This window comes from Rhodoferax sp. BLA1, assembly GCF_013416775.1.
Taxonomy (GTDB): domain Bacteria; phylum Pseudomonadota; class Gammaproteobacteria; order Burkholderiales; family Burkholderiaceae_C; genus Rhodoferax.
Genome location: NZ_SZVI01000004.1, coordinates 83002 through 103393, shown reverse-complemented (window position 1 = coordinate 103393; position 20392 = coordinate 83002). Strand labels below are relative to the sequence as shown.

Here is a 20392-nt window from a genome sequence, read left to right as displayed (position 1 = left end):
GCTCGATAAACGGCAATTTTTGACAACAAGGTGGGCAATTTTAGCTGTGTGCCAAGTACCCACCAGAAACCCTCACTTGGGCGAGGCGCTGGCTGCCAAAGCAGCTGGTCGGGCCGCTGCATTGCCCAAGGCTGCCACCGTGGTTGCGGGTGCTTGCGGGTGGACCGCCAGAAACTTTTGCGGGTCTTGCACCACCCCTTGTACCCAGACCTCAAAGTGCAAATGGGCACCCGTGGAGCGGCCGCTGGTACCCACCTCCGCAATTTTTTGCCCGCGTTTGATCAGGTCCCCTTTTTTGACCCATGTCCTGGAAGCATGGGCATAACGTGTGATCAAACCACCGCCATGGTCAATTTCCACCATGTTTCCGTACTCCGCGTGGTACTCCTGCGTCACCACCACACCACCTGCGGCAGCCAGGATCGGGGTACCCGTCGGGGCGGCATAGTCCTGCCCGGTGTGCAGGGCCGAGCGCCCGCTGAAGGGGTCGACACGCCAGCCAAAACCGGAGCCCATGTCGCTGGCCGTCACCGGTTTCTGGGTGGGGGTCATCATGCGTTTCATCTTGAGGTCAAACAGCTTGGACTCCAGCGCGGTCAATACACTGCTGCGTTGTGTGGCCAGTTCCTCAAACCCGACCATGGCGGACTGCACCTCCTCCATGCTCAGCGCGCGCGACGCCACCAAGGGCCCGCCAGAGCCAGTGAGCGCTTTGGCGGCAGGCACCGGCAAACCAGCCAGCCCAGAGACACGTTCACCCAGCGACTCCAGTTGCTGCAGTTTGGCCTGCATTTCACCGAGTTGGCGCGCCATCAGGTCCAGGTTCTCCCGCAGGAAGCGGTCACGCTGCGCGACATCGTCTTTGGACACCAGCTTGACCAGGGACCCCACCACCGGCCAGCCTTCACGGGCACCTTTGAGAATCACCCAGTGGTAAACCCCCAGGGTGGTTAACATCAAGCTGATCACGATGGTTGCCACCACCGCGGCCAGTCGCCCTCCCGTCAAATTGACAACCCGTGACTTGGCAAGCCGGGCATCTGTGATGATCAATTGCATCTGTTACTCCATCCAAGCGCATGAACGTTCGCAGCCAACATCAATTTACCCTGCTTCAGGCCAGCGAAAACAACCCAGGGCTGGCCAAGTTGATGGCCCAACAGAAGGCATCGTTGTCCCGTTTGCGGGCAATCGAAATGCTGATCCCGGCACCCCTGCGCCCGTTTGTTAAAAGTGGGCCGTTCGAAGAGGGCGCATGGTGCCTGATGTTGTCCAACAACACAACCGCTGCCAAACTGCGCCAACTGTTACCCACTTTCGAAGAAAAACTACGGGCTACTGGCCTGGAGGTGAAGTCAATTCGGCTCAAGGTAAGCCGTCAACCGTAAACCCACGCCAGCAAGCAGAGGTGGCGATTTTGGCACGTTGGCAGCTCACCTCATCTGGTCGGCATACTCCAATGGCGGGAACAGCTGGCCCAGCCACCAAAAAAGCAGAGCCAAAACCCCGGTCAGCAACAACAGCCCAACAAAACGGAGCAGCCACTTTTTACCACCGTGGATCAGCTGCCGTCGTGGGGTAAAGCGCACCCCGTTGGCCTGGCACGGCCTGCAGATGTATTCGCCATAACGGTTTTTGTGGCAGTCTCTGCGTCTGACGGCGGTGCCGCAGACTGAACATTTTTTTAACACGTCACCCAGTTCCAACGAGTTATCTTATGGGCTAGCCACACACCTTCCAGCGCCAGTCCGATGGGCCTGAGCGCAACAGCGCTGTTCGAGGTGTGAGAGCCCCCTGCTGTACCCACCAAAAAAAGCCCCCGCGTATCACTACTTGGAGGCTTTTGAGGTGTTTGATGGTGCCGATTATCGGATTCGAACTGATGACCTACCGCTTACAAGGCGGTTGCTCTACCAACTGAGCTAAATCGGCACGGGGCATAGTTTACACGAGCAGGCAAGCTGCTCTGACCACTATTTGATGCGTTTGAGCGCAGGGCGTGGGCTACTGGTCGGCTTGGGCGCCTCTGGCTCTGGTGTTGGCTCAGGGCGGCTGATTTGCGGGAAGGCCATGCCTTGCCCGTTTTCACGCGCAAAAATGGCAATCACCTGGTCCACCGGCACCATGATGTCTCTGGCCACACCGGAAAAGCGGGCCTTGAACACAATGTAGTCATTGCCAAGCTGCAAACCCGTGGTGGCGGTCAAACCCACGTTGAGCACAATTTCGCCGTCCTTGACGTACTCCAGCGGCACCTGCACCGAGTGATCAACAGAAACGGTGATGTGCGGTGTGTAGCCGTTGTCACAACACCATTCGTGAATAGCGCGGATCAGGTAAGGACGGGTCGACGTGGACTCGGTGTCATTCATCTCACTCATCGTCTGCCTATTTGCGCATCACTTTTTCAGAAGGTGTCAACGCCTCAATGTAGGCCGGACGCGAGAAAATGCGCTCTGCATATTTCAGCAGCGGTGCCGCGTTTTTGCTGAGCTCAATGCCGTAGTAATCCAGACGCCACAACAAGGGTGCAATGGCCACATCGAGCATGGAGAAGCCATCACCCAGCATGAACTTGTTCTTCAGGAACACCGGGGCCAGCTGGGTCAGCCGATCACGGATGTGGGCGCGTGCTTTTTCCAGAGCTTTTTCGTTGGCCTTGGCGGTGCGCGACTCCAGGGTTGACACGTGGGTGAACAGCTCTTTTTCGAAATTCAGCAGGAACAAACGAACCCGGGCGCGGTCGACCGGGTCGCCCGGCATCAACTGCGGATGCGGAAAACGTTCATCAATGTATTCATTGATGATGTTGGACTCGTACAGGATCAGGTCACGTTCGACCAGAATCGGCACTTGCCCGTAGGGGTTCATGACACTGATGTCTTCGGGTTTGTTGTAGAGGTCAACGTCCCGAATTTCAAAATCCATGCCTTTTTCAAACAGGACAAAGCGGCAGCGGTGAGAGTAAGGGCAGGTTGTTCCTGAATAAAGCACCATCATGGTGAAGGCTCCTAAAAAATAAAAAGAGCGGGGTGCACAAAGCAGCCCCACTCTGAGTCATCAGGATCGCCTGATTCAGCGATCCGGAAAATGTAAACGGACTACTTGATGTCTTTCCAGAAAGACTTGTTCAAGCGCCAAGTGACCACCGTCAACCCAGCCAGGAAAATCAAGACCCAGATGCCCAGCGTCTTGCGTGTGGATTGCACTGGCTCACCCATCCACTGCAGGTAGTTGACCAAGTCACCCACCGTCTGATCGTACTGCTCGGTGGTCAAAGTGCCCGGCGTGATCTGCTCGAAGCCCTTGAACACATGGGTTTTTTGCCCATGCTCTTCAACTTCTTCGAAAACCGCCTTGCGGTCACCTTGCATTTCCCACAGGACGTGCGGCATACCCACATTGGGGAACACGATGTTGTTCCATCCGGTCTGGCTTGCACCATCACGGTAAAAACCACGCATGTAGGTGTAGAGGTAGTCAGCACCCGAGCCATTGGCACCAGCGCGCGAACGGGCGATCACACTCAAATCAGGGGGGTTGTTGCCAAACCAGGCCTTGCCCTCTTTCATGGAGATCACCGACTTCATGGTGTCACCCACCTTGGCGTCGGTCAGCACCAGTTCGGTTTTGATTTGATCCGGCGTGAACCCAATGTCTTGCAAGCGGTTGTAGCGCATGTACTCTGCGCCGTGGCAGCTCAGACAGTAGGCCACAAAGGTCTTGGCGCCGTTTTGCAAAGAGGTCTGGTCGGAGATTTTGCCTGGGGCCTTGTCCCAGGCCGGTCCCGCCGTGTTGGCGAACGCAGACAAAGACAACGTCGAAACCAGAGACACACCCAGGGCGACTTTTTTGATGAAACTCGTTTTCATTGTGAAAATTCTCCGGGTCAGTGAGGCTTGTAAACAACGCGACTCGGCACCGGCTTAAAGACTCCCATGCGGCTCCACCAAGGCATCAACAAGAAGAAACCAAAATAAAACAGCGTACCGGCTTGTGACACGCGGTTGGCAATATCAGAAGGCGGCTGGATACCGAGGTAACCCAGCACCAGGAAGTCGATCACAAACACGGCATACAGGTACTTGTGCCAAGTGGGGCGATAACGAATGGACTTGACCTGGCTATTGTCCAGCCAAGGCAGGAAGAACAGGATCACCACGCCACCCCCCATGGCAACCACACCCCAGAACTTGGCTTCGATCAACAACATCAAGGCCACGATGACCACGGCACCCACCGCAATCACACCCTTGAACAGGGTCGGCATCTTGACCTTGACTACCGCCAAGACTGCTGCCAGCACGGTCACCGCCATCAGCACATACATCAACTCAGAGGTGACCGCACGCAGCATCGAATAAAACGGTGTGAAATACCAGACCGGCGCAATGTGCAACGGTGTCACATACGGGTTGGCGGGGATGAAGTTGTTGTACTCCAGGAAGTACCCACCCATCTCAGGCGCAAAGAAAATGATCGCCGAGAACACAAACAGGAACACACTGACGCCAAAAATGTCGTGCACCGTGTAGTACGGATGGAACGGGATGCCGTCGCGCGGGATACCGTTCTCGTCTTTGTTGGCCTTGATTTCCACACCATCCGGGTTGTTCGAGCCCACCTCATGCAAGGCAATGATGTGTGCCACCACCAGGCCCAGCAACACCAGCGGCACCGCAATCACGTGGAAACTGAAGAAGCGGTTCAGCGTGGCGTCACCCACCACAAAGTCACCACGGATCAGCAACGCCAGGTCAGGGCCAATGAAGGGGATGGCAGAGAACAGGTTCACGATCACCTGCGCGCCCCAATAACTCATCTGTCCCCAGGGCAGCAGGTAACCCATGAAAGCTTCGGCCATCAAGGCCAGAAAAATACCGCAGCCGAACAGCCAGACCAGTTCACGCGGTTTGCGGTAACTGCCGTACAACAGACCACGGAACATGTGCAAATAGACCATCAGGAAGAAGGCAGAGGCACCGGTGGAGTGCATGTAACGAATCAACCAGCCCCAGGGCACATCACGCATGATGTACTCCACCGAGGCAAACGCCAGCGCAGCGTCCGGCTTGTAATGCATCACCAGGAAAATGCCGGTAACGATCTGAATCACCAACACCAGCAGCGACAAGGAACCAAAGATGTACCAGACGTTGAAGTTCTTCGGTGCGTAGTACTCGCTCATGTGCTCTTTGAAGAGCTTGGACAAGGGGAAGCGGTTGTCCACCCAGTTCAGCGCCTTGGCGGACAAGGGCGCGTTCGGGGAAATTTCGTGGAATTCTGCCATGTCAATAATCCTCAGGCTTTCTTGTCGTCACCGATCAGCAACTTGGTGTCTGACAGGTACATGTGGGGAGGAACTTCAAGATTGTCGGGCGCCGGTTTGTTCTTGTAGACACGACCAGCAAGGTCAAAAGTCGAGCCGTGGCAAGCGCACAAGAAGCCACCAGCCCAGTCATCGGGCAGCGACGGCTGAGGGCCGCTTTGGAATTTATCCGACGGCGAACAACCCAGGTGCGTGCAGATGCCCACGGCCACCATGAACTCGGGTTTGATCGAGCGTGTGGCGTTACGTGCATAAGCAGGCGCTTGCTCTTCTGGCTTGCGGGTGGAGGCGGGATCAACCAGTTGACTGTCCAGCTTAGGCAAAGCAGCCAGCATTTCAGGCGTACGGCGGATGATCCAAACCGGCTTACCGCGCCATTCCACGGTCATTTTTTCGCCTGGTTTCAAGGTGGAAATATCTGCCTCGACAGATGCACCAGCAGCCTTGGCCCGCTCAGAGGGCTGGAACGACGCCACAAAGGGGACCACTGCTGCTGCCGTCCCGAGTGCTCCCACGGCACTGGAAGCGATCAGCCACGTTCGTTTTTCGGCGTCAACCAAACCGGTTTTAACAACAGATTCACTCATGGGCATCCTCAATGATAAAAACCACACCAAATCAAAGGGTAGGATTGTAGCTGAGCCACTTTTTGCGCCGGAGAGCCCAACAGGCAGAAACCCGCCTTATCGAGCATTTTCCGTACGCAAACGTCCCAGTTGGCGCGCCATACGCAACGCCTCGATCAAGCTGGATGCGTCCGCACGCCCACTGCCTGCCAAGTCAAAGGCCGTGCCGTGGTCCGGGCTGGTGCGCACCAGTGGCAAACCCAGGGTCACATTGACCCCTTTGTCCACCCCCAAATATTTCACCGGAATCAGGCCCTGATCGTGGTACATCGCCAACACCACGTCGAATTCACCGGCCTGCCCGGCTTTGGCGCGCGCCCGCATGAAGATCGTGTCAGGGGCTTGCGGCTCGCTGGCGTTGACTCCCTGCAGACGCGCCGCCGCCACGGCCGGGGCGATGATGGTCTGCTCTTCGGTGCCAAACAACCCGCCCTCACCCGCATGCGGATTCAGAGCTGCCACACCAATCCGAGGGGCACGCCCCAAAATCGGCAGCAGCGCATGGTGGGTGATCAGCAAACTTTGCAAAACATTGTCAAACGTCACCGCCGCCAAGGCATCCCGCAAGGACACATGGATGCTGACCAGCACCACACGCAATTCGTCATTGGCAAGCATCATGCGTACCGGGCATTGGTCCAGCGCCAGCCCTTGGTGTTTTGCGGCCAGGGCCTGCAGCAACTCGGTGTGACCCGGATAGGCCGCATATGGAGCCCCCGCCAGCGACAACGCTGCCTTGTTGAGCGGCGCCGTCACCAGCGCCGCCACTTCGCCACGCAAGACCGCATTGGCCGCCCACACCACCGCATCCCCCGCCATCTGGCCAGCGCGAGCACTCAGTTGCCCAAACGGCTCGGGCGGCAAGGTGGAAGCGTCATCCAAAGGCAACACCGGCACACACAGGGGCGGGCAGGACAGCGCCTCCTGGGCATGCGACAACACCAGCACCGGCAGCGCCACACCCTCGCCCGCCACACAGCGCGCGGCACGACGCAGCGTGGCCACATCACCCACCACAAAACAGTTGCGCGTCTCCTGTGGAGCATCCCGAAACGCCTTGACGATGATCTCCGGGCCGATACCGGCCGGGTCGCCCTGGGTGATGGCCAGAGGCCGTTGTGGGTTGGATGTGGTCATGGTGTGCTCAGGCCGGGTTGTCAATGTCAATGAACTCGTGCGCCAGGCCCCACAGGCCCGCCACATGGGTCGCCACAGCGGGCGCGCCATAACGCTCGGTGGCATGGTGACCACAGGCCAGATAAGCCACACCACATTCGCGAGCCAGATGCGCTTGTGGCTCGGACAACTCACCAGTGATGAAGGCATCAGCCCCCGCAGCAATGGCTGCCTCAAAATAGCTCTGCGCCCCTCCGGAACACCACGCTATTTTTTGAATAGCTTTTGACCCTTGATCAACAAGGGTTACAGGCCGATTTAACACACAAGCCACATGGTCTGCCAAAGCCTGTGCCGAGACAAAACTTTGCCCGTCCAGGCGCGCACCGAGCCAGCCCAGGTCTTGTTCACCAAAACGGGCCGTGCCCACCAGTCCGAGTTTGAGGCCGAGCTGGGCGTTGTTGCCCAACTCCGGGTGAGCGTCCAGCGGCAGATGGTAGGCCAGCAGGTTGATGTTGTGCGCCAGCAGCAAAGCCAGACGTTGTTTCATCCAGCCGGTGATACAACCGTTCTGTCCGCGCCAGAACAAGCCGTGGTGCACCAGGATCGTGTCGGCCTCAGCGGCAATGGCGGCATCGATCAGCGCGCGACTGGCGGTCACACCCGACACAATTTTGCGGACCTGGGCACAGCCTTCAACCTGCAGACCGTTGGGGCCGTAATCGCGAAACCGCTCAGGTTGGAGCAAGGCATCCAGTGTGCCCAGAAGTTCGGTACGGTGAATCATGAAAAGAGCCAGGGGAAAGGATAGCCACGATGATAAGCCCGTGCATCAGCACTAAGGCAGCTGTGCGGGGGGTGATTCGGCTTCCAATTCGGCATCACAGTCACACCCCACCCCTGCGGCCACCCAGCGCTTGGCCAGCCGGCCCAAGCCGACCGCCAGCAGCGAGGTGCTTGACTGCAGCCAGGGCGGCAGGCGCTCAGCCAGCACCTCCTGCGGCGAGGTGATGGCACCACACCGGTACAAGCCGCCCTCGGCCTGCCAGCGCAGGGCGCGACATGGCCCCTGGCGGTGACCCGACAGCAACACCCCGAGTGGACACGGCGCCAGCAGGCAACACACACCGCAGCCATTACAAGGCGCGCCCAGCGCGGGCTTGGCCGGTGCGTTGGCAAAAATAAGAACGTGTTCTGTCGGGGTGGGCATTGAAAATGGGCGCTAAACCTACAATTTGATTCCATCACAAAAGTGGGCTGCGCCCCAGAAAATTCCATGAAACGTCTTTGGTTGTTGTTTTCACAAACGGTCACCGTCTTGTTGGCCGCTTATTTTGTGGTGGGCACCCTCAAGCCAGGGTGGTTGCCAACACGCGGCGTGAGCTCGGCGGTGGCGGTGCTGGAGGCGCCCGAACCCAGCGCCGGGGTGGCGCCTGCGGGCAGCTTCCGGCTGGCGGCGCAGAAAGCGTCGTCGGCGGTGGTCAGCATCAACATCAGCAAAAATGCCCGACCCAATCCCCAAAGCAACGACCCCTGGTTCAAATTCTTCTTTGGTGAACAACAAGACCAGGCGCAAATGGGCTTGGGCAGCGGCGTCATTGTCAGTGCCGACGGTTACATCCTGACCAACAACCATGTGGTCGAAGGTGCCGATGACATTGAGGTGTTTCTCAACGACAGCCGCAAAGCACGCGCCAAGGTGATTGGCACCGACCCAGACTCTGACCTGGCGGTACTGAAGATCGACCTGGACCGGCTGCCGGTGATTGTGCTGGGTAATGCCAATTCTCTGCAGGTGGGCGACCAGGTGCTGGCCATTGGCAACCCGTTTGGTGTGGGGCAGACGGTCACCAGCGGCATTGTCAGTGCGCTGGGGCGCAACCAGCTGGGCATCAACACTTTCGAGAACTTCATCCAGACCGACGCCGCCATCAACCCGGGCAACTCGGGGGGGGCGCTGGTGGACACCAACGGCAACCTGCTGGGCATCAACACCGCCATTTATTCACGCTCCGGCGGCAGCATGGGCATTGGTTTTGCCATCCCTGTGTCCACCGCCAAGATGGTGTTGGAGGGCATTGTCAAAGACGGCCAGGTCACCCGCGGCTGGATTGGTGTCGAACCCAATGAACTCAATGCCGAATTGGCGCAGACCTTTGGTGTCAAGGCCGAGCATGGGGTGATCATCACCGGTGTGCTGCAAAACGGCCCGGCCGCCCAGGGCGGCATGAAACCGGGCGATGTGGTGACCCGGGTAGCCAACCAGGACGTGCACAACGTGGCCGAGATGTTGTCCCTGGTGGCGGCATTAAAACCCGGCCAGGCGGAAAGTTTTGAAGTTCAGCGCGCCGAAGGCCGGGTCACCCTCAACATCGCACCAGGTATTCGCCCCAGACCGCGCCAGCGTGCGCAGTAAGACCTGAGGGGGAAAACAAGACTCAGGATGACGAGGTGCTTGTCTTGGCCTCGTCGTCCGGTGCCTTGGTGTGTTTGATGAACACCTGCGCCGCGATGATGCCAATTTCGTACAGCGCCACCATCGGGATCGCCAAGGCCAGTTGTGACACCACGTCGGGCGGCGTCACGATGGCAGCAATGATGAAGGCCAGCACCACAAAATAGCCGCGAAATTCCTTGAGCTTTTCGATGCTGAAAATGCCCATACGCGCCAGCACCACCACCACCACCGGCACCTCAAAGGCCAGACCAAAGGCCAGGAACATCGACAACACAAAACTCAAATAAGCCTCAATATCAGGAGAAGCCGTGATGCTTTTGGGCGCAAAACTCTGGATGAACGCAAACACCCGGCCAAAGACAAAAAAGTAGCAAAACGCCACCCCCAGGAAAAACAGCACAGTGCTCGACACCACCAGCGGCATCACCAGTTTTTTCTCATGCGAGTACAGGCCCGGCGCCACAAAAGCCCAGATCTGGTACAGCACCACCGGCAGCGCAATCAAGAGCGCAGCCATCATCAGCACCTTGAGCGGCACCATAAAAGGCGAAATCACCGAGGTGGCGATCAGCGTGGAACCAGCGGGCAAATGAGACACCAGCGGCGCCGCCAACAGGTCATACAGGGCACTGGGGCCGGGGTACAGCGCCAGCGCCACAGCCACCACCACAATGGCGATGGTGGCCTTGACCAGGCGGTCACGCAGCTCAATCAGATGCTGCACAAACGGCTGTTCACTGCCGGCCAGTTCGTCGTCTTTTTTGGAGGGATCTGACATTACTTGAAGGAAGTCGGCCGGTAACGCGCCACACGCGCGGCACCCGACAAAGCCTTGGTGCGAACACCAGCGCGGGCTTTGTACCAGTTGGGCACAGCACCTTGTTTGAGGCGCCAGTTTTTCTTCGGGTGCCGGTATTCGGGTACCGGCGAGAAGTCGGCGGCAGCGGTGCTGTCGCCGGACGATTCGGCCCAGGATTTCTCGAAGTCTGCGGCGTTGTCACGGATGGTCTGGTTAACGTCCTTGGCCGCGTCTTCCACCGTTTCTTTCATGCGCTTGAGCTCATCAAGCGCCATCGAGCGGTTGACCTCGGACTTGACATCGCTGATGTAGCGTTGCGCCTTGCCTAACAAGGTGCCCACCGTGCGGGCGACACGAGGCAATTTCTCCGGCCCGATCACCACCAAAGCCACGGCACCAATCAGCGCCAGCTTGGCAATACCCAGATCAATCATGCGAACCTAACACTGAACCAGAGCATCAGGACTTTTGCTTGGCTTCCACGTCGATCGTGGTTTTGTCGGCTGCGGCAGTGTTTGCAACTTGGGCTGCTGCTTTTTCTTCTTCAGTGGTGCCGCCGTCTTTCATGCCGTCCTTGAAACCTTTGACGGCACCGCCCAGATCACTGCCGAGGTTCTTGAGTTTCTTGGTGCCAAACACCATGACCACAATCAGCAAAACAATCAACCAGTGCCAAATTGAAAATGAACCCATCTTGTTGCTCCTAACGAATGCTGAAATTTTAGACGGGCAAGTGCGACGTCTGCGGCCAAAGGAAGGGATTATCCCCGCAACCACGGGCGCGGACCGCCCATGACATGAATATGCAGGTGGTGCACCTCTTGGCCCCCTTCTGCCCCAGTGTTACAGAGCAGGCGAAAGCCACCGGCCGGGTAAGGGTTACAACCCAGCTGCAACGCCAGCTTGGGCGCCAGCACCATCAAGCGCCCCAGCAGACCGGCATGCGCATCGGTGACCTGGGCCATGGACGGGATGTGTCGCTTGGGGATGATCAAAAAATGCACCGGCGCCGACGGATGGATGTCGTGAAAGGCGTAAAACTCCTCATCCTGGTACACCGGTTTGGACGGGATCTGGCCCGCCACAATTTTGCAGAACAGGCAGTTCGGATCATGCTCAAGCATCGTCTCACTCATGCGGGGATCTCCATGGGTAAACCTTTGTTCAGCTTCGTCAAACCGCTGACGATGCGGTACAAAAACCAGATCGACACCGCGAGCCAGGCCAGCCAACCCGGCAGGATGAACAGCAACCACAGCGGTGCCGTCACCGCGTACAACAACCCGGCGATGATCACCGTGCGGATACGCCAGCGAAAGTGTGAGGCGTGCCAGGTGCCCACCGCATCACCGCGCTTGACCAGGTCAATCACCAGCGCCACCACCAGCAACAACGGCCCCATCTGCGCGCCTGGAATCAGCGCCGCCACCGCCACCACCAGGTGCAGGATGTAGCTGACCGTGCCCCAGGCGTTCAGGCCATTGAGGGTTTGCACGTCGAGTTCGCGCGACTCGCCGCTTGGGCCGTTTGAAAAATCCTGGGTCATGAGGTTTCTCCTTGTGGCGACTGGTCAGGCGATTTGGCCTGGCGCTGCGCCTTTTCCGTGATGCCACTGGTGCCAACACGGCGCTCCAGCTCGGCCAGCACATCGGCCGGGCTCAGGCCGTAATGCGCCAGCGCAATCATGCTGTGAAACCACAAATCGGCCACTTCGTAGACGATCTTGGCAGGGTCGCCACCGTGGTCCGCGTCTTTGGCGGCCATCACCACCTCGGTGGCTTCTTCACCAATTTTTTTCAAAAAGGCGTCCGGTCCCTTGTGCAACAGACGCGCCACATAACTGGCCTCCGGGTCGCCACCGTGTGCGGGCAGGCGGGACTCGATCACGGCAGCCAGCGCGGCCAGGGAATCGGAAGAAGAGGTAGACGACATGGCACTCATTTGTAGATGGTTTCGGGATCTTTCAAGACCGGGTCGGTCACTTTCCAGGCCCCGTTCTCATACACGCTGAAAAAACAGCTGTGCCGGCCAGTGTGGCAGGCAATACCGGGTGTGTGGCCGGTCTGGGTGACCTTGAGCAACACCACGTCGGCGTCACAGTCGATTCGGATTTCATGCACGATCTGCACATGGCCGGACTCTTCGCCCTTGAACCACAGCTTGTTGCGCGAGCGGCTGAAATAGACAGCCCTGCCCAGTTCGGCGGTTTTTTGCAGGGCCTCGCGGTTCATCCAGGCAAACATCAGCACGTCGCCCGTGCCCTGCTCCTGTGCGATGACCGGCACCAGGCCTTGTGCGTCCCATTGGATGGTGTCGAGATAGTTCATGGAAGAATTGTCCATGATCAGGATGACTTATAAAAAATATAGCTATCAGCCCTTATTGCATAAGGGCTAGAGGCCTATTTGGCTTAGATCCGAACGGGGATGCCGCGCCCGGCCATGTGCGCCTTGGCCTGCGCCACGGTGAACTCGCCGTAGTGGAAGATGCTCGCCGCCAGCACCGCGTCGGCGCCGCCGAGCTGGATGCCGTCGGCCAGATGGTCGAGCGTGCCAACACCACCCGAGGCAATCACCGGCACACTGATGGCGTCGCTCACCGCGCGGGTCAGCGCCAAATCGAAGCCAGACTTGGTGCCATCACGGTCCATGCTGGTGAGCAAGATCTCTCCCGCGCCAAACTCGGCCATCTGGGTTGCCCAGGCCACCGCGTCCAGCCCGGTGTTCTTGCGCCCACCGTGGCTGTACACGTCCCAGCCCTCACCTAGCGGCTGGCCGTTGGCGCCGAGTCGCAAGGCGTCTTCAGCGCTGCGACGTTTGGCATCAATCGCCACCACAATGCACTGCGCGCCGTATTTGCGCGAGGCATCACGAATGACCTGCGGGTTGGCAATCGCTGCCGAGTTGAAACTGGTCTTGTCGGCACCCGCATTGAGCAGGCGGCGCACGTCTTCCACGGTGCGCACACCGCCACCGACGGTGAGCGGGATGAACACTTGGCTGGCCACCGCCTCGATGATGTGCAGGATCAGGTCGCGCCCGTCGCTGGTGGCGGTGATGTCCAGGAAAGTGAGTTCGTCCGCGCCCTGGTCGTTGTAACGTGCGGCGATTTCGACCGGGTCACCGGCATCACGCAGCTCGACAAAATTGACACCTTTAACAACCCGGCCACCCGTGACATCCAGGCAGGGGATGATGCGTTTGGCCAGCATCAGCCGTTCAACTCGTCAGCACGCGTCTGAGCAGCTTCAAAGTCAAGGTCACCACTGTAGATGGCGCGGCCACAGATGACACCTTCGACACCGTCGTCTTCCACCGCGCACAAGGCTTCGATGTCGGCGATGTTGGACAGGCCACCCGAGGCAATCACCGGAATGGTCAGCGCCTGTGCCAGCCGCACGGTGGCTTCCACATTGATGCCGCTGAGCATGCCGTCGCGACCGATGTCGGTGTAAATGATGGATTCGACACCAAAGTCTTCAAACTTTTTGCCCATGTCGATCACATCGTGGCGAGTGAGTTTGCTCCAGCCGTCGGTGGCGATCTTGCCGTCTTTGGCATCGAGCCCGACGATGATGTGGCCACCAAAGGCGGTGCAGGCGTCCTGCAGGAAACCGGGGTTGCGCACCGCTGCGGTGCCGATGATGACGTAGCGCAAGCCAGCGTCCAGATACCGCTCGATGGTGTCGAGGTCGCGGATGCCGCCGCCCAGTTGCACATCCACCTCGCTGCCCACCGCCTTGAGGATCTTGCGGATGGCGGCCTCGTTTTTCGGGTGCCCGGCAAACGCGCCGTTCAGATCGACCAGATGCAGGCGCCGGGCGCCCTTGTCCACCCAGTTGCGGGCCATCACCGATGGCTCCTCGCTGAAGGTGGTGGCAAGTGCCATATCGCCCTGTTGCAGGCGCACACAATGGCCGTCTTTGAGATCAATCGCAGGAATTAAAAGCATGATGCTTCGTGGTTGAGAGTGGGGGAAAAACGAGAAGAAACCGATAAGCTGAACGGGAGGGTGCGCTAGTTCATGCCCGGCGCAGGGCGATTGCCAAACAGTGGTTCGCAGACATGACAGGTGTCAGATGAAACTTTATCAGGGGTGCCAGTGGAGAAAGTTGCGGTACAGGGCCAGGCCGTGGTCGGCGCTTTTTTCAGGATGGAACTGTGTCGCAAAAATATTATCACGTGCAATGGCCGAACTGAAGCGCTGGCCGTAGTCCGTCTGGCCTACGCTGTGGCGTGTATCTGACGGTTTGGCGTAAAAACTATGGACAAAGTAGAAATAGCTGCCGTCGGGCACACCGTCCCAGATCGGGTGCGGCTTGTTGGTGCCCTCGTGGGTTTGGTAGACCTGGTTCCAGCCCATCTGCGGCACCTTGTAGCGGCTGCCGTCGGGTTGTATCTGTCCGGTCAGGTCGAACTTGATGACCTCGCCATGGATCTGGCCGAGGCAGTTTGTGCCCAAGCCGCTGTCTGTGTCATCCCCTTCCTGGCTGTGGTCCAGCAGCATCTGCATGCCAACACAGACCCCCATCACCGGCTTGTTGGCCAGCGCGTGTGTCACCGCCGAGTACATGCCGGAGTCGTGTAATTCGCGCATGCAGTCGCGGATGGCACCCTGACCGGGCAACACCACACGTTCAGCCGCCATCACTTCTTCGGGGCGCTTGGCCCAGACCACGTCGACCTGCGCCCCACGGGCGGCGGCCAGCACCGCGTTGGTGACGGATCGCAAATTGCCCATGCCGTAGTCGACCACGGCCACGGTTTTTCTGAAACTGTTCTTTACTATTACATCCATAGCTACCTAGGCAACATCAACAAGGGCCAGAGGTCGATTATGCATATTATTTACAAAGAACCCTTGGTGGACGGGATGCTGCCCAAGGAACGCGCATCCAGCTCGATAGCAGCACGTAACGCGCGGCCAAAGGCCTTGAAGATGGTCTCAACCTGGTGGTGCGCGTTAACCCCCTTGAGGTTGTCGATGTGCAGCGTGACAAAAGCGTGGTTCACAAACCCCTGAAAAAACTCGTGCACCAGCTGTGAATCAAAGGTGCCGATCATGCCGCTGGAGAACTTCACGTCCATCACCAAGCCGGGGCGACCCGAGAAGTCGATCACCACACGCGATAGTGCCTCGTCCAACGGTACATAGGCATGGCCGTAGCGGCGGATGCCTTTTTTGTCGCCAATCGCCTTGTGCACCGCCTGGCCCAGCGTGATGCCCACGTCTTCCACCGTGTGGTGGCCGTCGATGTGCAAGTCGCCCTCGGCGTCGATGTCCAGATCAATCAGACCATGGCGGGCAATCTGGTCGAGCATGTGGTCAAAAAACCCGATACCGGTGTGTAAGCGGGACTCACCGGTGCCGTCCAGGTTGACACGCACCGACACCTGGGTCTCGGCGGTGTTGCGCGCCAGCTCGGCGATGCGTGGCACGCTGGTGGCCGGGGTTTCAGGAAGTTCAGTCAGCGGGTAGTTGGTCATAGTGAGGCTTCCAGGGCTGCCAGCATCTGGTGGTTTTCGGGCGAGGTGCCCACCGTCAGGCGCAGGCAGTTGTTCAACAGTGAATGCATTTTAGAAACGTTCTTGACCAACACACCCCGGGCTTTCATGCCCTCAAAGGTTTTCTGGGCGTCTGGCACCCGGATCAGGATCATGTTGGCCTGGCTCGGGAACACCGTCACACCGGGAAACTCGGCCAGCACGGTGAGCAGCTGCTCACGCTGGCGGCAGATGTCCTGGGCCTGTTGTTCAAACACGGCCTGGTGTTCCAGCGCGAACAGCGCGGCCTCGCAGTTGAGCACACTCACGTTGTAAGGCGGGCGCACCTTGTCGAGCTGACTGATCAGGGCTTGCGGGCCGATCAGATAACCCAGGCGCACACCGGCCAAGCCAAACTTGCTGAGCGTGCGCAGCAGCAACACGTGGGGGTGGCGGGTCAGGCGATCGGCGTAACTTTTGGTCGCAAAGGGTTGGTAGGCCTCGTCAATCACCACCAGTCCACCGTGCTCACCGGCTGCGCTGATGACCGCCTCCATGGCCTCGTCGTCCCACAAATTGGCCGTGGGGTTGTTGGGGTAAGCCAGGAAGGTGATGGCGGGCTGGTGCTGGTCGATGGCGGCCAGCATTGCGGGCACATCCAGCTCGAAATCTGCCGTCAAGGGCACACCCACATAGCCCAGCCCCTGCAACTGGGCGCTCATGGCGTACATGACAAAACCCGGCTCGGGCGCCAGTACCACGGCCTTTTTGTGCCCGTTGGCAGCCGACGGTGGCACTGCGCAGGCCAGCGCAAGCAGGCTGATGAGCTCGTCCGAGCCATTGCCCAGCATCAGGGCGTAACCCTCGGGCAGCGCGGCGTGCTTCTGCAGCGCAACCATCAGGTCGGTGATGCGGGGGCCGGGGTAACGGTTGAGCGCCACCGCGCCCAAGCGCTGGCCCAGTTCGGCCTGCAACTCGGGTGAGAGCCGGTGCGGGTTCTCCATGGCGTCGAGCTTAACCAGGCCGGTGGCGTTTTGCACGGTGTAGGCGTGCATGGCTTGGACGTCTGCGCGGATGCGGCGCTGGATCAGCGTGTCCAAAGCAGGGCTTGTGATGGGGTCGTTCGCAGACATCAGGCAATCACTTTCAAAAATTCAGTCCACCAGCGCCAGTGTCAGACCCAGCTCTAGCGGCGTGGCTTGCAGCGGGCTCAGGATGGTCACGCCGTCGACCTGCTGGCCATGCGTCAAGTCGAGCGACAACACATGGCTGGCGCCACTTTGTGCGGCGGCAGCGACGATCAGCGCGTCCCAATAAGGCAGGCCAAAACGGGCCTCCACCCCCCAGGCGGTTTCCACCGTCTGGTGGTCAATCTGCCAGGGCTGCCAGAGCTGGTAACGACGCAGCTTGGCGCGGGCGTCACCCAGCGGCATGCCAAAGTGCTGCGTGGCGCTGACGTAATACGCACTCAGCACCTGCGTGCTGACACGCCCGGCGCGGCGCTGCCACAGTGCCTGCAACCAGTCGCGCACACGGGCCTGGCGGGTGGCGTCAAACGCATCGTCGGCCATCAACAACACGTTGGTGTCCACAAAAACGATGGCGCCGGTGGCGTCCAGCGGGCTAGCCATGTTGGCCCCCTCGCACTGGGTAGGCCTTGCCGCCGGCGTTGAAGCTGGAGGTGTCGGCCTCCCAGTCGCGCTGCGCACGGGTGTAGGCGTCGTCAAACTGCATCTTCTCGGTGAGCATCTCGCCCACCAGCCGCGACACACTGGTGTTGCGCCGCGCCGCCTCGATCCGCACCCACTCCAGGGTGCTGTCTTCGACAGTGATGGTGACGTTTTTCATGGCGGAATCAGTTTACACGAAATTCGTGTTGCACGAAATTCGTGCTTATCCATATTCAAACTTGCTTTAATAGCGACAGCAGCTATTAAAGAATGCTTTAAACCATGCCGCCAAGGCAACTGGTGAGGCAGTTGAAAGATCGGGACATTGTGGTGACCAGGATGCGGCGGTTATCTGGCGGCGAGCTGCCAAATTGTTGTTTTCTTCACCCACTGCGCGTGGCTGGCGGGCCAGATGAAAATACCGGCGGCTGTAGTCAGATCAATAATGGGGGAGAAACACATGACGGCCCTGGAAACCACTCTACACAACTGGCATCTGCCGGGTTTGCCACTCTTTTTATCAGAGCAGATCAGACATACAAAACAAGGGCTAACGCCTGATTTTTTCATTCAAGATGCCAGAATATCCGGCAACATTTTGCCGTCTACATTACGTTGGACGTCATCAATTATCGGAATACGCCCATGAATCACGGAAATCAACTTGAGCTTGATCGCTGCCCCCATTGCAACGTCGCAAAGCCGCTGCTTGGTCGACAATGGGCAATGGATTCTGCGGACCATGGTGGACGAAACAAACGTTTTTGGTCTGTTTTCAAGTGCGTCTCATGCGGAGGCTTGGTGATGGGTAGTTCACCAAGCGATCAGAACCATGCGATTAATCAAATATGGCCTTCACCTCAGACTGTTGCGAACGAAGTGCCTGTTCGTGCGCGCAACTTCCTATCACAAGCTATCGCCAGCCTCCACGCACCGGCCGGAGCGGTAATGCTCACCGCAAGCGCAGTTGATGCAATGCTTAAAGACAAAGGTCTAAAGGAGGGGAGCTTGAACTCAAGAATCGATGCGGCGGCTAAAAACCATTTGATTACTGCCGAGATGGCAGCTTGGGCACATGAAATCCGGCTTGACGCAAACGACCAACGGCATGCTGACGAAGAAGCCGAACTTCCCGACGGCGCAAACGCCGCAAAAGCAATCGAGTTCGCCAACGCTCTGGCCCAGTTTCTATATGTCCTTCCCGCGCGGGTCGAGCGCGGCCGGAAGGCATAGCGCCGCATGCCGACCATCCCATCATTCCACCGGACCTGCGCGAAAAGCTGCGCAGGCCGGTGAATTCAAACTTTAGGCCTCATGAACACAATCCTGCTTCACCTTGAGAGACTTCGCCGGCACTACCAAGCCGCAGTGAAAGACTACGATCAGGTGTCACTACTCGACCTTTCACACACACTTAGACTCTGGGCCGAGCTGAAGAAGCCCCTAGAGACCCTCGCCCCGGACTTCTCAAGGTCAATCCATTTCCGCACGGGCTTGCCCGCAAAGAAGGTATTGCGTGCAGCCCGTGGCCATAGGTATGTCTTCTCATACATGCCCGGCGGCGTCCGAACCTACGCGAGCAACGGCCACCTTGCTTCTGGCCCGGAAATGGACGACGGAGCAGGTGACTTCGCGGCAGGAATCGCCGTGAAGGTGTCACCCCCGCTTGTAGAGATCGGCAAGTTCTGTGTTGTAGGCACGTCGTTTGATCAACCGCTCATCAAAGCGCTAAATGAAGAGACCGTTACTCGTTGCGGCTTCACGCAATGGCTGGGGGCAGAGGCCGTCCGCCTGTCGTTTCATCGAGACGCCGGACCGCTCGAGATGGTCTCAATTTCTCGAGAAATGATGATCAAGCGAGTTGCGAACACGCTTGACGGGTCACACCCTTCGGCAGCTGGCGGCGCAGACGTCGACAATACCTTCGATGCTCCTGTGCAGCATCTTCTTAGGTACAAGATGGGCGGCTTGCCGTTGCCGTACTTCATTCTCTTGAAGATTGCTCAAGACATTCTGCATGTGTCACCCAGAATTCCCGGCGCGCCGCCCGCGCACGATGCGGTCTAACTCAAACGTTTCCAACCTTCCACTCACGACTGAAATCCAACAGCGTCGTCATGCTCCATCACGCGGCTGTAGCCAAAGCCTGAGAAGGTTTCCCAGACTTGGTTCACTGCAAGCAGATAGATTACTGCCCCATGACCCCCACCCGTTTCACCGGCACCCTCACCACCTGGCATGACGACCGGGGCTTTGGCTTTTTGCAAGCCGACCAGGGTGGTAATCCGGTGTTTGTGCACATCAAGGCGTTTTTGCCGGGCAGCGGGCGGCCACAGTTGAACCTGGCCTATACCTTTGAGGTGGAAACCGGCGCCAAGGGCAAGCGGGCCATAAATGTGGCTCCGGTGCGTGCGGCACGGGTGGCACAGGCCACCGGCCCCAGCCGACAGCGCCCCTCAGCGGCCCCGTGGGGCACCGCCACGCTGTTGGTGATTCCTGTGTTTCTGGTGCTGTACGCCGTCGTTGCGGTGTTATGGCGCCCACCGCTGTGGGTGGCGGGCGCCTACCTGGGTTTGAGCCTGCTGACCTTCATCGTCTACGCCATGGACAAGTCGGCGGCGCGGGCGCAGGGCTGGCGCACGGCGGAGTCGACCTTGCACCTGCTGGCGCTGGTGGGGGGCTGGCCTGGTGCACTGCTGGCGCAGCAGTGGCTGCGGCACAAGTCCCGCAAGCAGGAGTTCCGCGCGGTGTTCTGGGCCACCGTTTTGCTCAACGTGGCGGGCTTGGTGCTGCTGTGTTCGCCGTGGGCACGGCGTTTTCTGAGCCTTTGAAGCCAAATTGGCCTCTAGCCCTCGTTGAATGAGGGCTAACCACTACAAGTTATATAGCGATTTGCACCTACCAGAGGCGC

The 20392-nt window shown here is 58.9% G+C and carries 28 protein-coding genes and 1 tRNA gene; 5 read left to right on the top strand and 24 right to left on the bottom strand.

The annotated features are described in order from the left end of the window. Window positions 1–72: 72 nt before the first annotated feature. Window positions 73–1059 (bottom strand): M23 family metallopeptidase, encoded by a 987-nt coding sequence (locus FDG13_RS05470; RefSeq protein WP_180125799.1) that lies wholly within the window; start codon window positions 1057–1059, stop codon window positions 73–75. Between the two features lie 20 nt (window positions 1060–1079). Between FDG13_RS05470 and FDG13_RS05465 the strand changes: the two genes are divergently transcribed. Beyond that, window positions 1080–1388, top strand: coding sequence for a hypothetical protein (locus FDG13_RS05465; protein ID WP_180125798.1), 309 nt, complete (start codon window positions 1080–1082; stop codon window positions 1386–1388). Between the two features lie 468 nt (window positions 1389–1856). On the opposite strand, the gene FDG13_RS05460 is transcribed toward FDG13_RS05465, so the two are convergent. The 9 genes from FDG13_RS05460 to FDG13_RS05420 form a co-directional block, all read right to left on the bottom strand. Further along, a tRNA-Thr gene (locus FDG13_RS05460) sits at window positions 1857–1932 on the bottom strand. A 41-nt stretch (window positions 1933–1973) separates the two neighbouring features. Then, a complete protein-coding gene (locus FDG13_RS05455; protein ID WP_255435113.1) occupies window positions 1974–2381 on the bottom strand; it encodes a ClpXP protease specificity-enhancing factor in 408 nt (135 codons plus the stop codon). A 7-nt stretch (window positions 2382–2388) separates the two neighbouring features. After that, the gene (locus FDG13_RS05450; protein ID WP_078364154.1) at window positions 2389–3000 is read right to left on the bottom strand and encodes a glutathione S-transferase N-terminal domain-containing protein; all 612 of its coding nucleotides are present in this window, start codon (window positions 2998–3000) and stop codon (window positions 2389–2391) included. 101 nt (window positions 3001–3101) lie between these two features. Beyond that, window positions 3102–3857: a cytochrome c1 gene (locus FDG13_RS05445; RefSeq protein WP_180125843.1), complete on the bottom strand. Its 756-nt coding sequence runs from the start codon at window positions 3855–3857 to the stop codon at window positions 3102–3104. A gap of 32 nt (window positions 3858–3889) precedes the next feature. After that, on the bottom strand, window positions 3890–5290 hold the full coding sequence (locus FDG13_RS05440) for a cytochrome bc complex cytochrome b subunit (RefSeq protein ID WP_180125797.1): 1401 nt from the start codon (window positions 5288–5290) through the stop codon (window positions 3890–3892). An 11-nt stretch (window positions 5291–5301) separates the two neighbouring features. Further along, window positions 5302–5916 (bottom strand): ubiquinol-cytochrome c reductase iron-sulfur subunit, encoded by a 615-nt coding sequence (gene petA / locus FDG13_RS05435; protein WP_180125796.1) that lies wholly within the window; start codon window positions 5914–5916, stop codon window positions 5302–5304. 96 nt (window positions 5917–6012) lie between these two features. Further along, a complete protein-coding gene (gene pdxA, locus FDG13_RS05430) occupies window positions 6013–7092 on the bottom strand; it encodes a 4-hydroxythreonine-4-phosphate dehydrogenase PdxA (RefSeq protein ID WP_180125795.1) in 1080 nt (359 codons plus the stop codon). A 7-nt stretch (window positions 7093–7099) separates the two neighbouring features. Next, window positions 7100–7858, bottom strand: a complete 759-nt coding sequence (locus FDG13_RS05425; RefSeq protein ID WP_180125794.1) for a Nif3-like dinuclear metal center hexameric protein — start codon at window positions 7856–7858, stop codon at window positions 7100–7102. A 51-nt stretch (window positions 7859–7909) separates the two neighbouring features. Beyond that, window positions 7910–8281 carry a hypothetical protein gene (locus FDG13_RS05420; protein WP_180125793.1) on the bottom strand — a complete coding sequence of 124 codons (372 nt, stop codon included), beginning with the start codon at window positions 8279–8281 and terminating at the stop codon, window positions 7910–7912. A 66-nt stretch (window positions 8282–8347) separates the two neighbouring features. Here FDG13_RS05420 and FDG13_RS05415 point away from each other — a divergent pair, with 66 nt between their 5' ends. Beyond that, window positions 8348–9487, top strand: a complete 1140-nt coding sequence (locus FDG13_RS05415) for a trypsin-like peptidase domain-containing protein (RefSeq protein WP_180125792.1) — start codon at window positions 8348–8350, stop codon at window positions 9485–9487. A 22-nt stretch (window positions 9488–9509) separates the two neighbouring features. Here FDG13_RS05415 and tatC read toward each other — a convergent pair whose 3' ends face one another. From tatC to FDG13_RS21010, 14 genes are all read right to left on the bottom strand, one after another. Further along, window positions 9510–10307, bottom strand: a complete 798-nt coding sequence (gene tatC / locus FDG13_RS05410) for a twin-arginine translocase subunit TatC (RefSeq protein WP_180125791.1) — start codon at window positions 10305–10307, stop codon at window positions 9510–9512. After that, window positions 10307–10762, bottom strand: coding sequence for a Sec-independent protein translocase protein TatB (gene tatB / locus FDG13_RS05405; RefSeq protein WP_180125790.1), 456 nt, complete (start codon window positions 10760–10762; stop codon window positions 10307–10309). The genes tatC and tatB overlap by 1 nt, the downstream gene beginning before the upstream one ends. Before the next feature lie 25 nt (window positions 10763–10787). Beyond that, on the bottom strand, window positions 10788–11021 hold the full coding sequence (gene tatA / locus FDG13_RS05400) for a Sec-independent protein translocase subunit TatA (protein WP_180125789.1): 234 nt from the start codon (window positions 11019–11021) through the stop codon (window positions 10788–10790). A gap of 68 nt (window positions 11022–11089) precedes the next feature. After that, window positions 11090–11452: a histidine triad nucleotide-binding protein gene (locus FDG13_RS05395; RefSeq protein WP_180125842.1), complete on the bottom strand. Its 363-nt coding sequence runs from the start codon at window positions 11450–11452 to the stop codon at window positions 11090–11092. Window positions 11453–11460: 8 nt separating this feature from the next. Beyond that, window positions 11461–11874: a hypothetical protein gene (locus FDG13_RS05390; protein ID WP_255435112.1), complete on the bottom strand. Its 414-nt coding sequence runs from the start codon at window positions 11872–11874 to the stop codon at window positions 11461–11463. Further along, entirely contained in the window at window positions 11871–12260 is a 390-nt protein-coding gene (locus tag FDG13_RS05385; RefSeq protein ID WP_180125788.1) for a phosphoribosyl-ATP diphosphatase, read from the bottom strand. Before FDG13_RS05385 ends, FDG13_RS05390 begins: the two co-directional genes overlap by 4 nt. A gap of 5 nt (window positions 12261–12265) precedes the next feature. Then, window positions 12266–12655, bottom strand: coding sequence for a phosphoribosyl-AMP cyclohydrolase (gene hisI / locus FDG13_RS05380; RefSeq protein WP_370528168.1), 390 nt, complete (start codon window positions 12653–12655; stop codon window positions 12266–12268). 83 nt (window positions 12656–12738) lie between these two features. After that, on the bottom strand, window positions 12739–13539 hold the full coding sequence (gene hisF, locus FDG13_RS05375; RefSeq protein ID WP_180125786.1) for an imidazole glycerol phosphate synthase subunit HisF: 801 nt from the start codon (window positions 13537–13539) through the stop codon (window positions 12739–12741). Beyond that, the gene (hisA, locus tag FDG13_RS05370; RefSeq protein WP_180125785.1) at window positions 13539–14279 is read right to left on the bottom strand and encodes a 1-(5-phosphoribosyl)-5-[(5-phosphoribosylamino)methylideneamino]imidazole-4-carboxamide isomerase; all 741 of its coding nucleotides are present in this window, start codon (window positions 14277–14279) and stop codon (window positions 13539–13541) included. The genes hisF and hisA overlap by 1 nt, the downstream gene beginning before the upstream one ends. 138 nt (window positions 14280–14417) lie before the next feature. Further along, a complete protein-coding gene (hisH, locus tag FDG13_RS05365; protein WP_180125784.1) occupies window positions 14418–15125 on the bottom strand; it encodes an imidazole glycerol phosphate synthase subunit HisH in 708 nt (235 codons plus the stop codon). 50 nt (window positions 15126–15175) lie between these two features. Then, the gene (gene hisB / locus FDG13_RS05360) at window positions 15176–15814 is read right to left on the bottom strand and encodes an imidazoleglycerol-phosphate dehydratase HisB (RefSeq protein WP_180125783.1); all 639 of its coding nucleotides are present in this window, start codon (window positions 15812–15814) and stop codon (window positions 15176–15178) included. Then, entirely contained in the window at window positions 15811–16944 is a 1134-nt protein-coding gene (gene hisC, locus FDG13_RS05355) for a histidinol-phosphate transaminase (RefSeq protein ID WP_180125782.1), read from the bottom strand. Before hisC ends, hisB begins: the two co-directional genes overlap by 4 nt. A gap of 21 nt (window positions 16945–16965) precedes the next feature. After that, window positions 16966–17442, bottom strand: coding sequence for a PIN domain-containing protein (locus FDG13_RS05350; protein ID WP_255435111.1), 477 nt, complete (start codon window positions 17440–17442; stop codon window positions 16966–16968). After that, window positions 17435–17659, bottom strand: coding sequence for a CopG family transcriptional regulator (locus FDG13_RS21010; RefSeq protein WP_227330555.1), 225 nt, complete (start codon window positions 17657–17659; stop codon window positions 17435–17437). Before FDG13_RS21010 ends, FDG13_RS05350 begins: the two co-directional genes overlap by 8 nt. A gap of 467 nt (window positions 17660–18126) precedes the next feature. Between FDG13_RS21010 and FDG13_RS05345 the strand changes: the two genes are divergently transcribed. From FDG13_RS05345 to FDG13_RS05335, 3 genes are all read left to right on the top strand, one after another. Beyond that, complete coding sequence (locus FDG13_RS05345) at window positions 18127–18714, top strand: DUF4145 domain-containing protein (RefSeq protein WP_180125781.1); 588 nt, start codon at window positions 18127–18129, stop codon at window positions 18712–18714. 81 nt (window positions 18715–18795) lie between these two features. Beyond that, window positions 18796–19548 (top strand): hypothetical protein, encoded by a 753-nt coding sequence (locus tag FDG13_RS05340; RefSeq protein ID WP_180125780.1) that lies wholly within the window; start codon window positions 18796–18798, stop codon window positions 19546–19548. Between the two features lie 131 nt (window positions 19549–19679). Next, window positions 19680–20312, top strand: a complete 633-nt coding sequence (locus tag FDG13_RS05335) for a cold shock and DUF1294 domain-containing protein (RefSeq protein WP_180125779.1) — start codon at window positions 19680–19682, stop codon at window positions 20310–20312. Window positions 20313–20392: the final 80 nt, after the last annotated feature.

Coding starts and splice junctions, on each gene's coding strand:
- FDG13_RS05340 (WP_180125780.1), top strand. CDS start 18,796: ATGAACACAATCCTGCTTCACCTTGAGAGACTTCGCCGGCACTACCAA.
- FDG13_RS05425 (WP_180125794.1), bottom strand. CDS start 7,858: ATGATTCACCGTACCGAACTTCTGGGCACACTGGATGCCTTGCTCCAA.
- hisC (WP_180125782.1), bottom strand. CDS start 16,944: ATGTCTGCGAACGACCCCATCACAAGCCCTGCTTTGGACACGCTGATC.
- hisI (WP_370528168.1), bottom strand. CDS start 12,655: ATGAACTATCTCGACACCATCCAATGGGACGCACAAGGCCTGGTGCCG.
- FDG13_RS05335 (WP_180125779.1), top strand. CDS start 19,680: ATGACCCCCACCCGTTTCACCGGCACCCTCACCACCTGGCATGACGAC.
- tatA (WP_180125789.1), bottom strand. CDS start 11,021: ATGGGTTCATTTTCAATTTGGCACTGGTTGATTGTTTTGCTGATTGTG.
- hisH (WP_180125784.1), bottom strand. CDS start 15,125: ATGGATGTAATAGTAAAGAACAGTTTCAGAAAAACCGTGGCCGTGGTC.
- FDG13_RS05390 (WP_255435112.1), bottom strand. CDS start 11,874: ATGACCCAGGATTTTTCAAACGGCCCAAGCGGCGAGTCGCGCGAACTC.
- hisF (WP_180125786.1), bottom strand. CDS start 13,539: ATGCTGGCCAAACGCATCATCCCCTGCCTGGATGTCACGGGTGGCCGG.
- FDG13_RS05470 (WP_180125799.1), bottom strand. CDS start 1,059: ATGCAATTGATCATCACAGATGCCCGGCTTGCCAAGTCACGGGTTGTC.
- FDG13_RS05385 (WP_180125788.1), bottom strand. CDS start 12,260: ATGTCGTCTACCTCTTCTTCCGATTCCCTGGCCGCGCTGGCTGCCGTG.
- FDG13_RS05450 (WP_078364154.1), bottom strand. CDS start 3,000: ATGATGGTGCTTTATTCAGGAACAACCTGCCCTTACTCTCACCGCTGC.
- FDG13_RS05350 (WP_255435111.1), bottom strand. CDS start 17,442: ATGGCTAGCCCGCTGGACGCCACCGGCGCCATCGTTTTTGTGGACACC.
- FDG13_RS05345 (WP_180125781.1), top strand. CDS start 18,127: ATGAATCACGGAAATCAACTTGAGCTTGATCGCTGCCCCCATTGCAAC.
- petA (WP_180125796.1), bottom strand. CDS start 5,916: ATGAGTGAATCTGTTGTTAAAACCGGTTTGGTTGACGCCGAAAAACGA.
- pdxA (WP_180125795.1), bottom strand. CDS start 7,092: ATGACCACATCCAACCCACAACGGCCTCTGGCCATCACCCAGGGCGAC.
- tatB (WP_180125790.1), bottom strand. CDS start 10,762: ATGATTGATCTGGGTATTGCCAAGCTGGCGCTGATTGGTGCCGTGGCT.
- FDG13_RS05440 (WP_180125797.1), bottom strand. CDS start 5,290: ATGGCAGAATTCCACGAAATTTCCCCGAACGCGCCCTTGTCCGCCAAG.
- FDG13_RS21010 (WP_227330555.1), bottom strand. CDS start 17,659: ATGAAAAACGTCACCATCACTGTCGAAGACAGCACCCTGGAGTGGGTG.
- FDG13_RS05455 (WP_255435113.1), bottom strand. CDS start 2,381: ATGAGTGAGATGAATGACACCGAGTCCACGTCGACCCGTCCTTACCTG.
- FDG13_RS05420 (WP_180125793.1), bottom strand. CDS start 8,281: ATGCCCACCCCGACAGAACACGTTCTTATTTTTGCCAACGCACCGGCC.
- hisB (WP_180125783.1), bottom strand. CDS start 15,814: ATGACCAACTACCCGCTGACTGAACTTCCTGAAACCCCGGCCACCAGC.
- tatC (WP_180125791.1), bottom strand. CDS start 10,307: ATGTCAGATCCCTCCAAAAAAGACGACGAACTGGCCGGCAGTGAACAG.
- FDG13_RS05465 (WP_180125798.1), top strand. CDS start 1,080: ATGAACGTTCGCAGCCAACATCAATTTACCCTGCTTCAGGCCAGCGAA.
- FDG13_RS05415 (WP_180125792.1), top strand. CDS start 8,348: ATGAAACGTCTTTGGTTGTTGTTTTCACAAACGGTCACCGTCTTGTTG.
- FDG13_RS05395 (WP_180125842.1), bottom strand. CDS start 11,452: ATGCTTGAGCATGATCCGAACTGCCTGTTCTGCAAAATTGTGGCGGGC.
- hisA (WP_180125785.1), bottom strand. CDS start 14,279: ATGCTTTTAATTCCTGCGATTGATCTCAAAGACGGCCATTGTGTGCGC.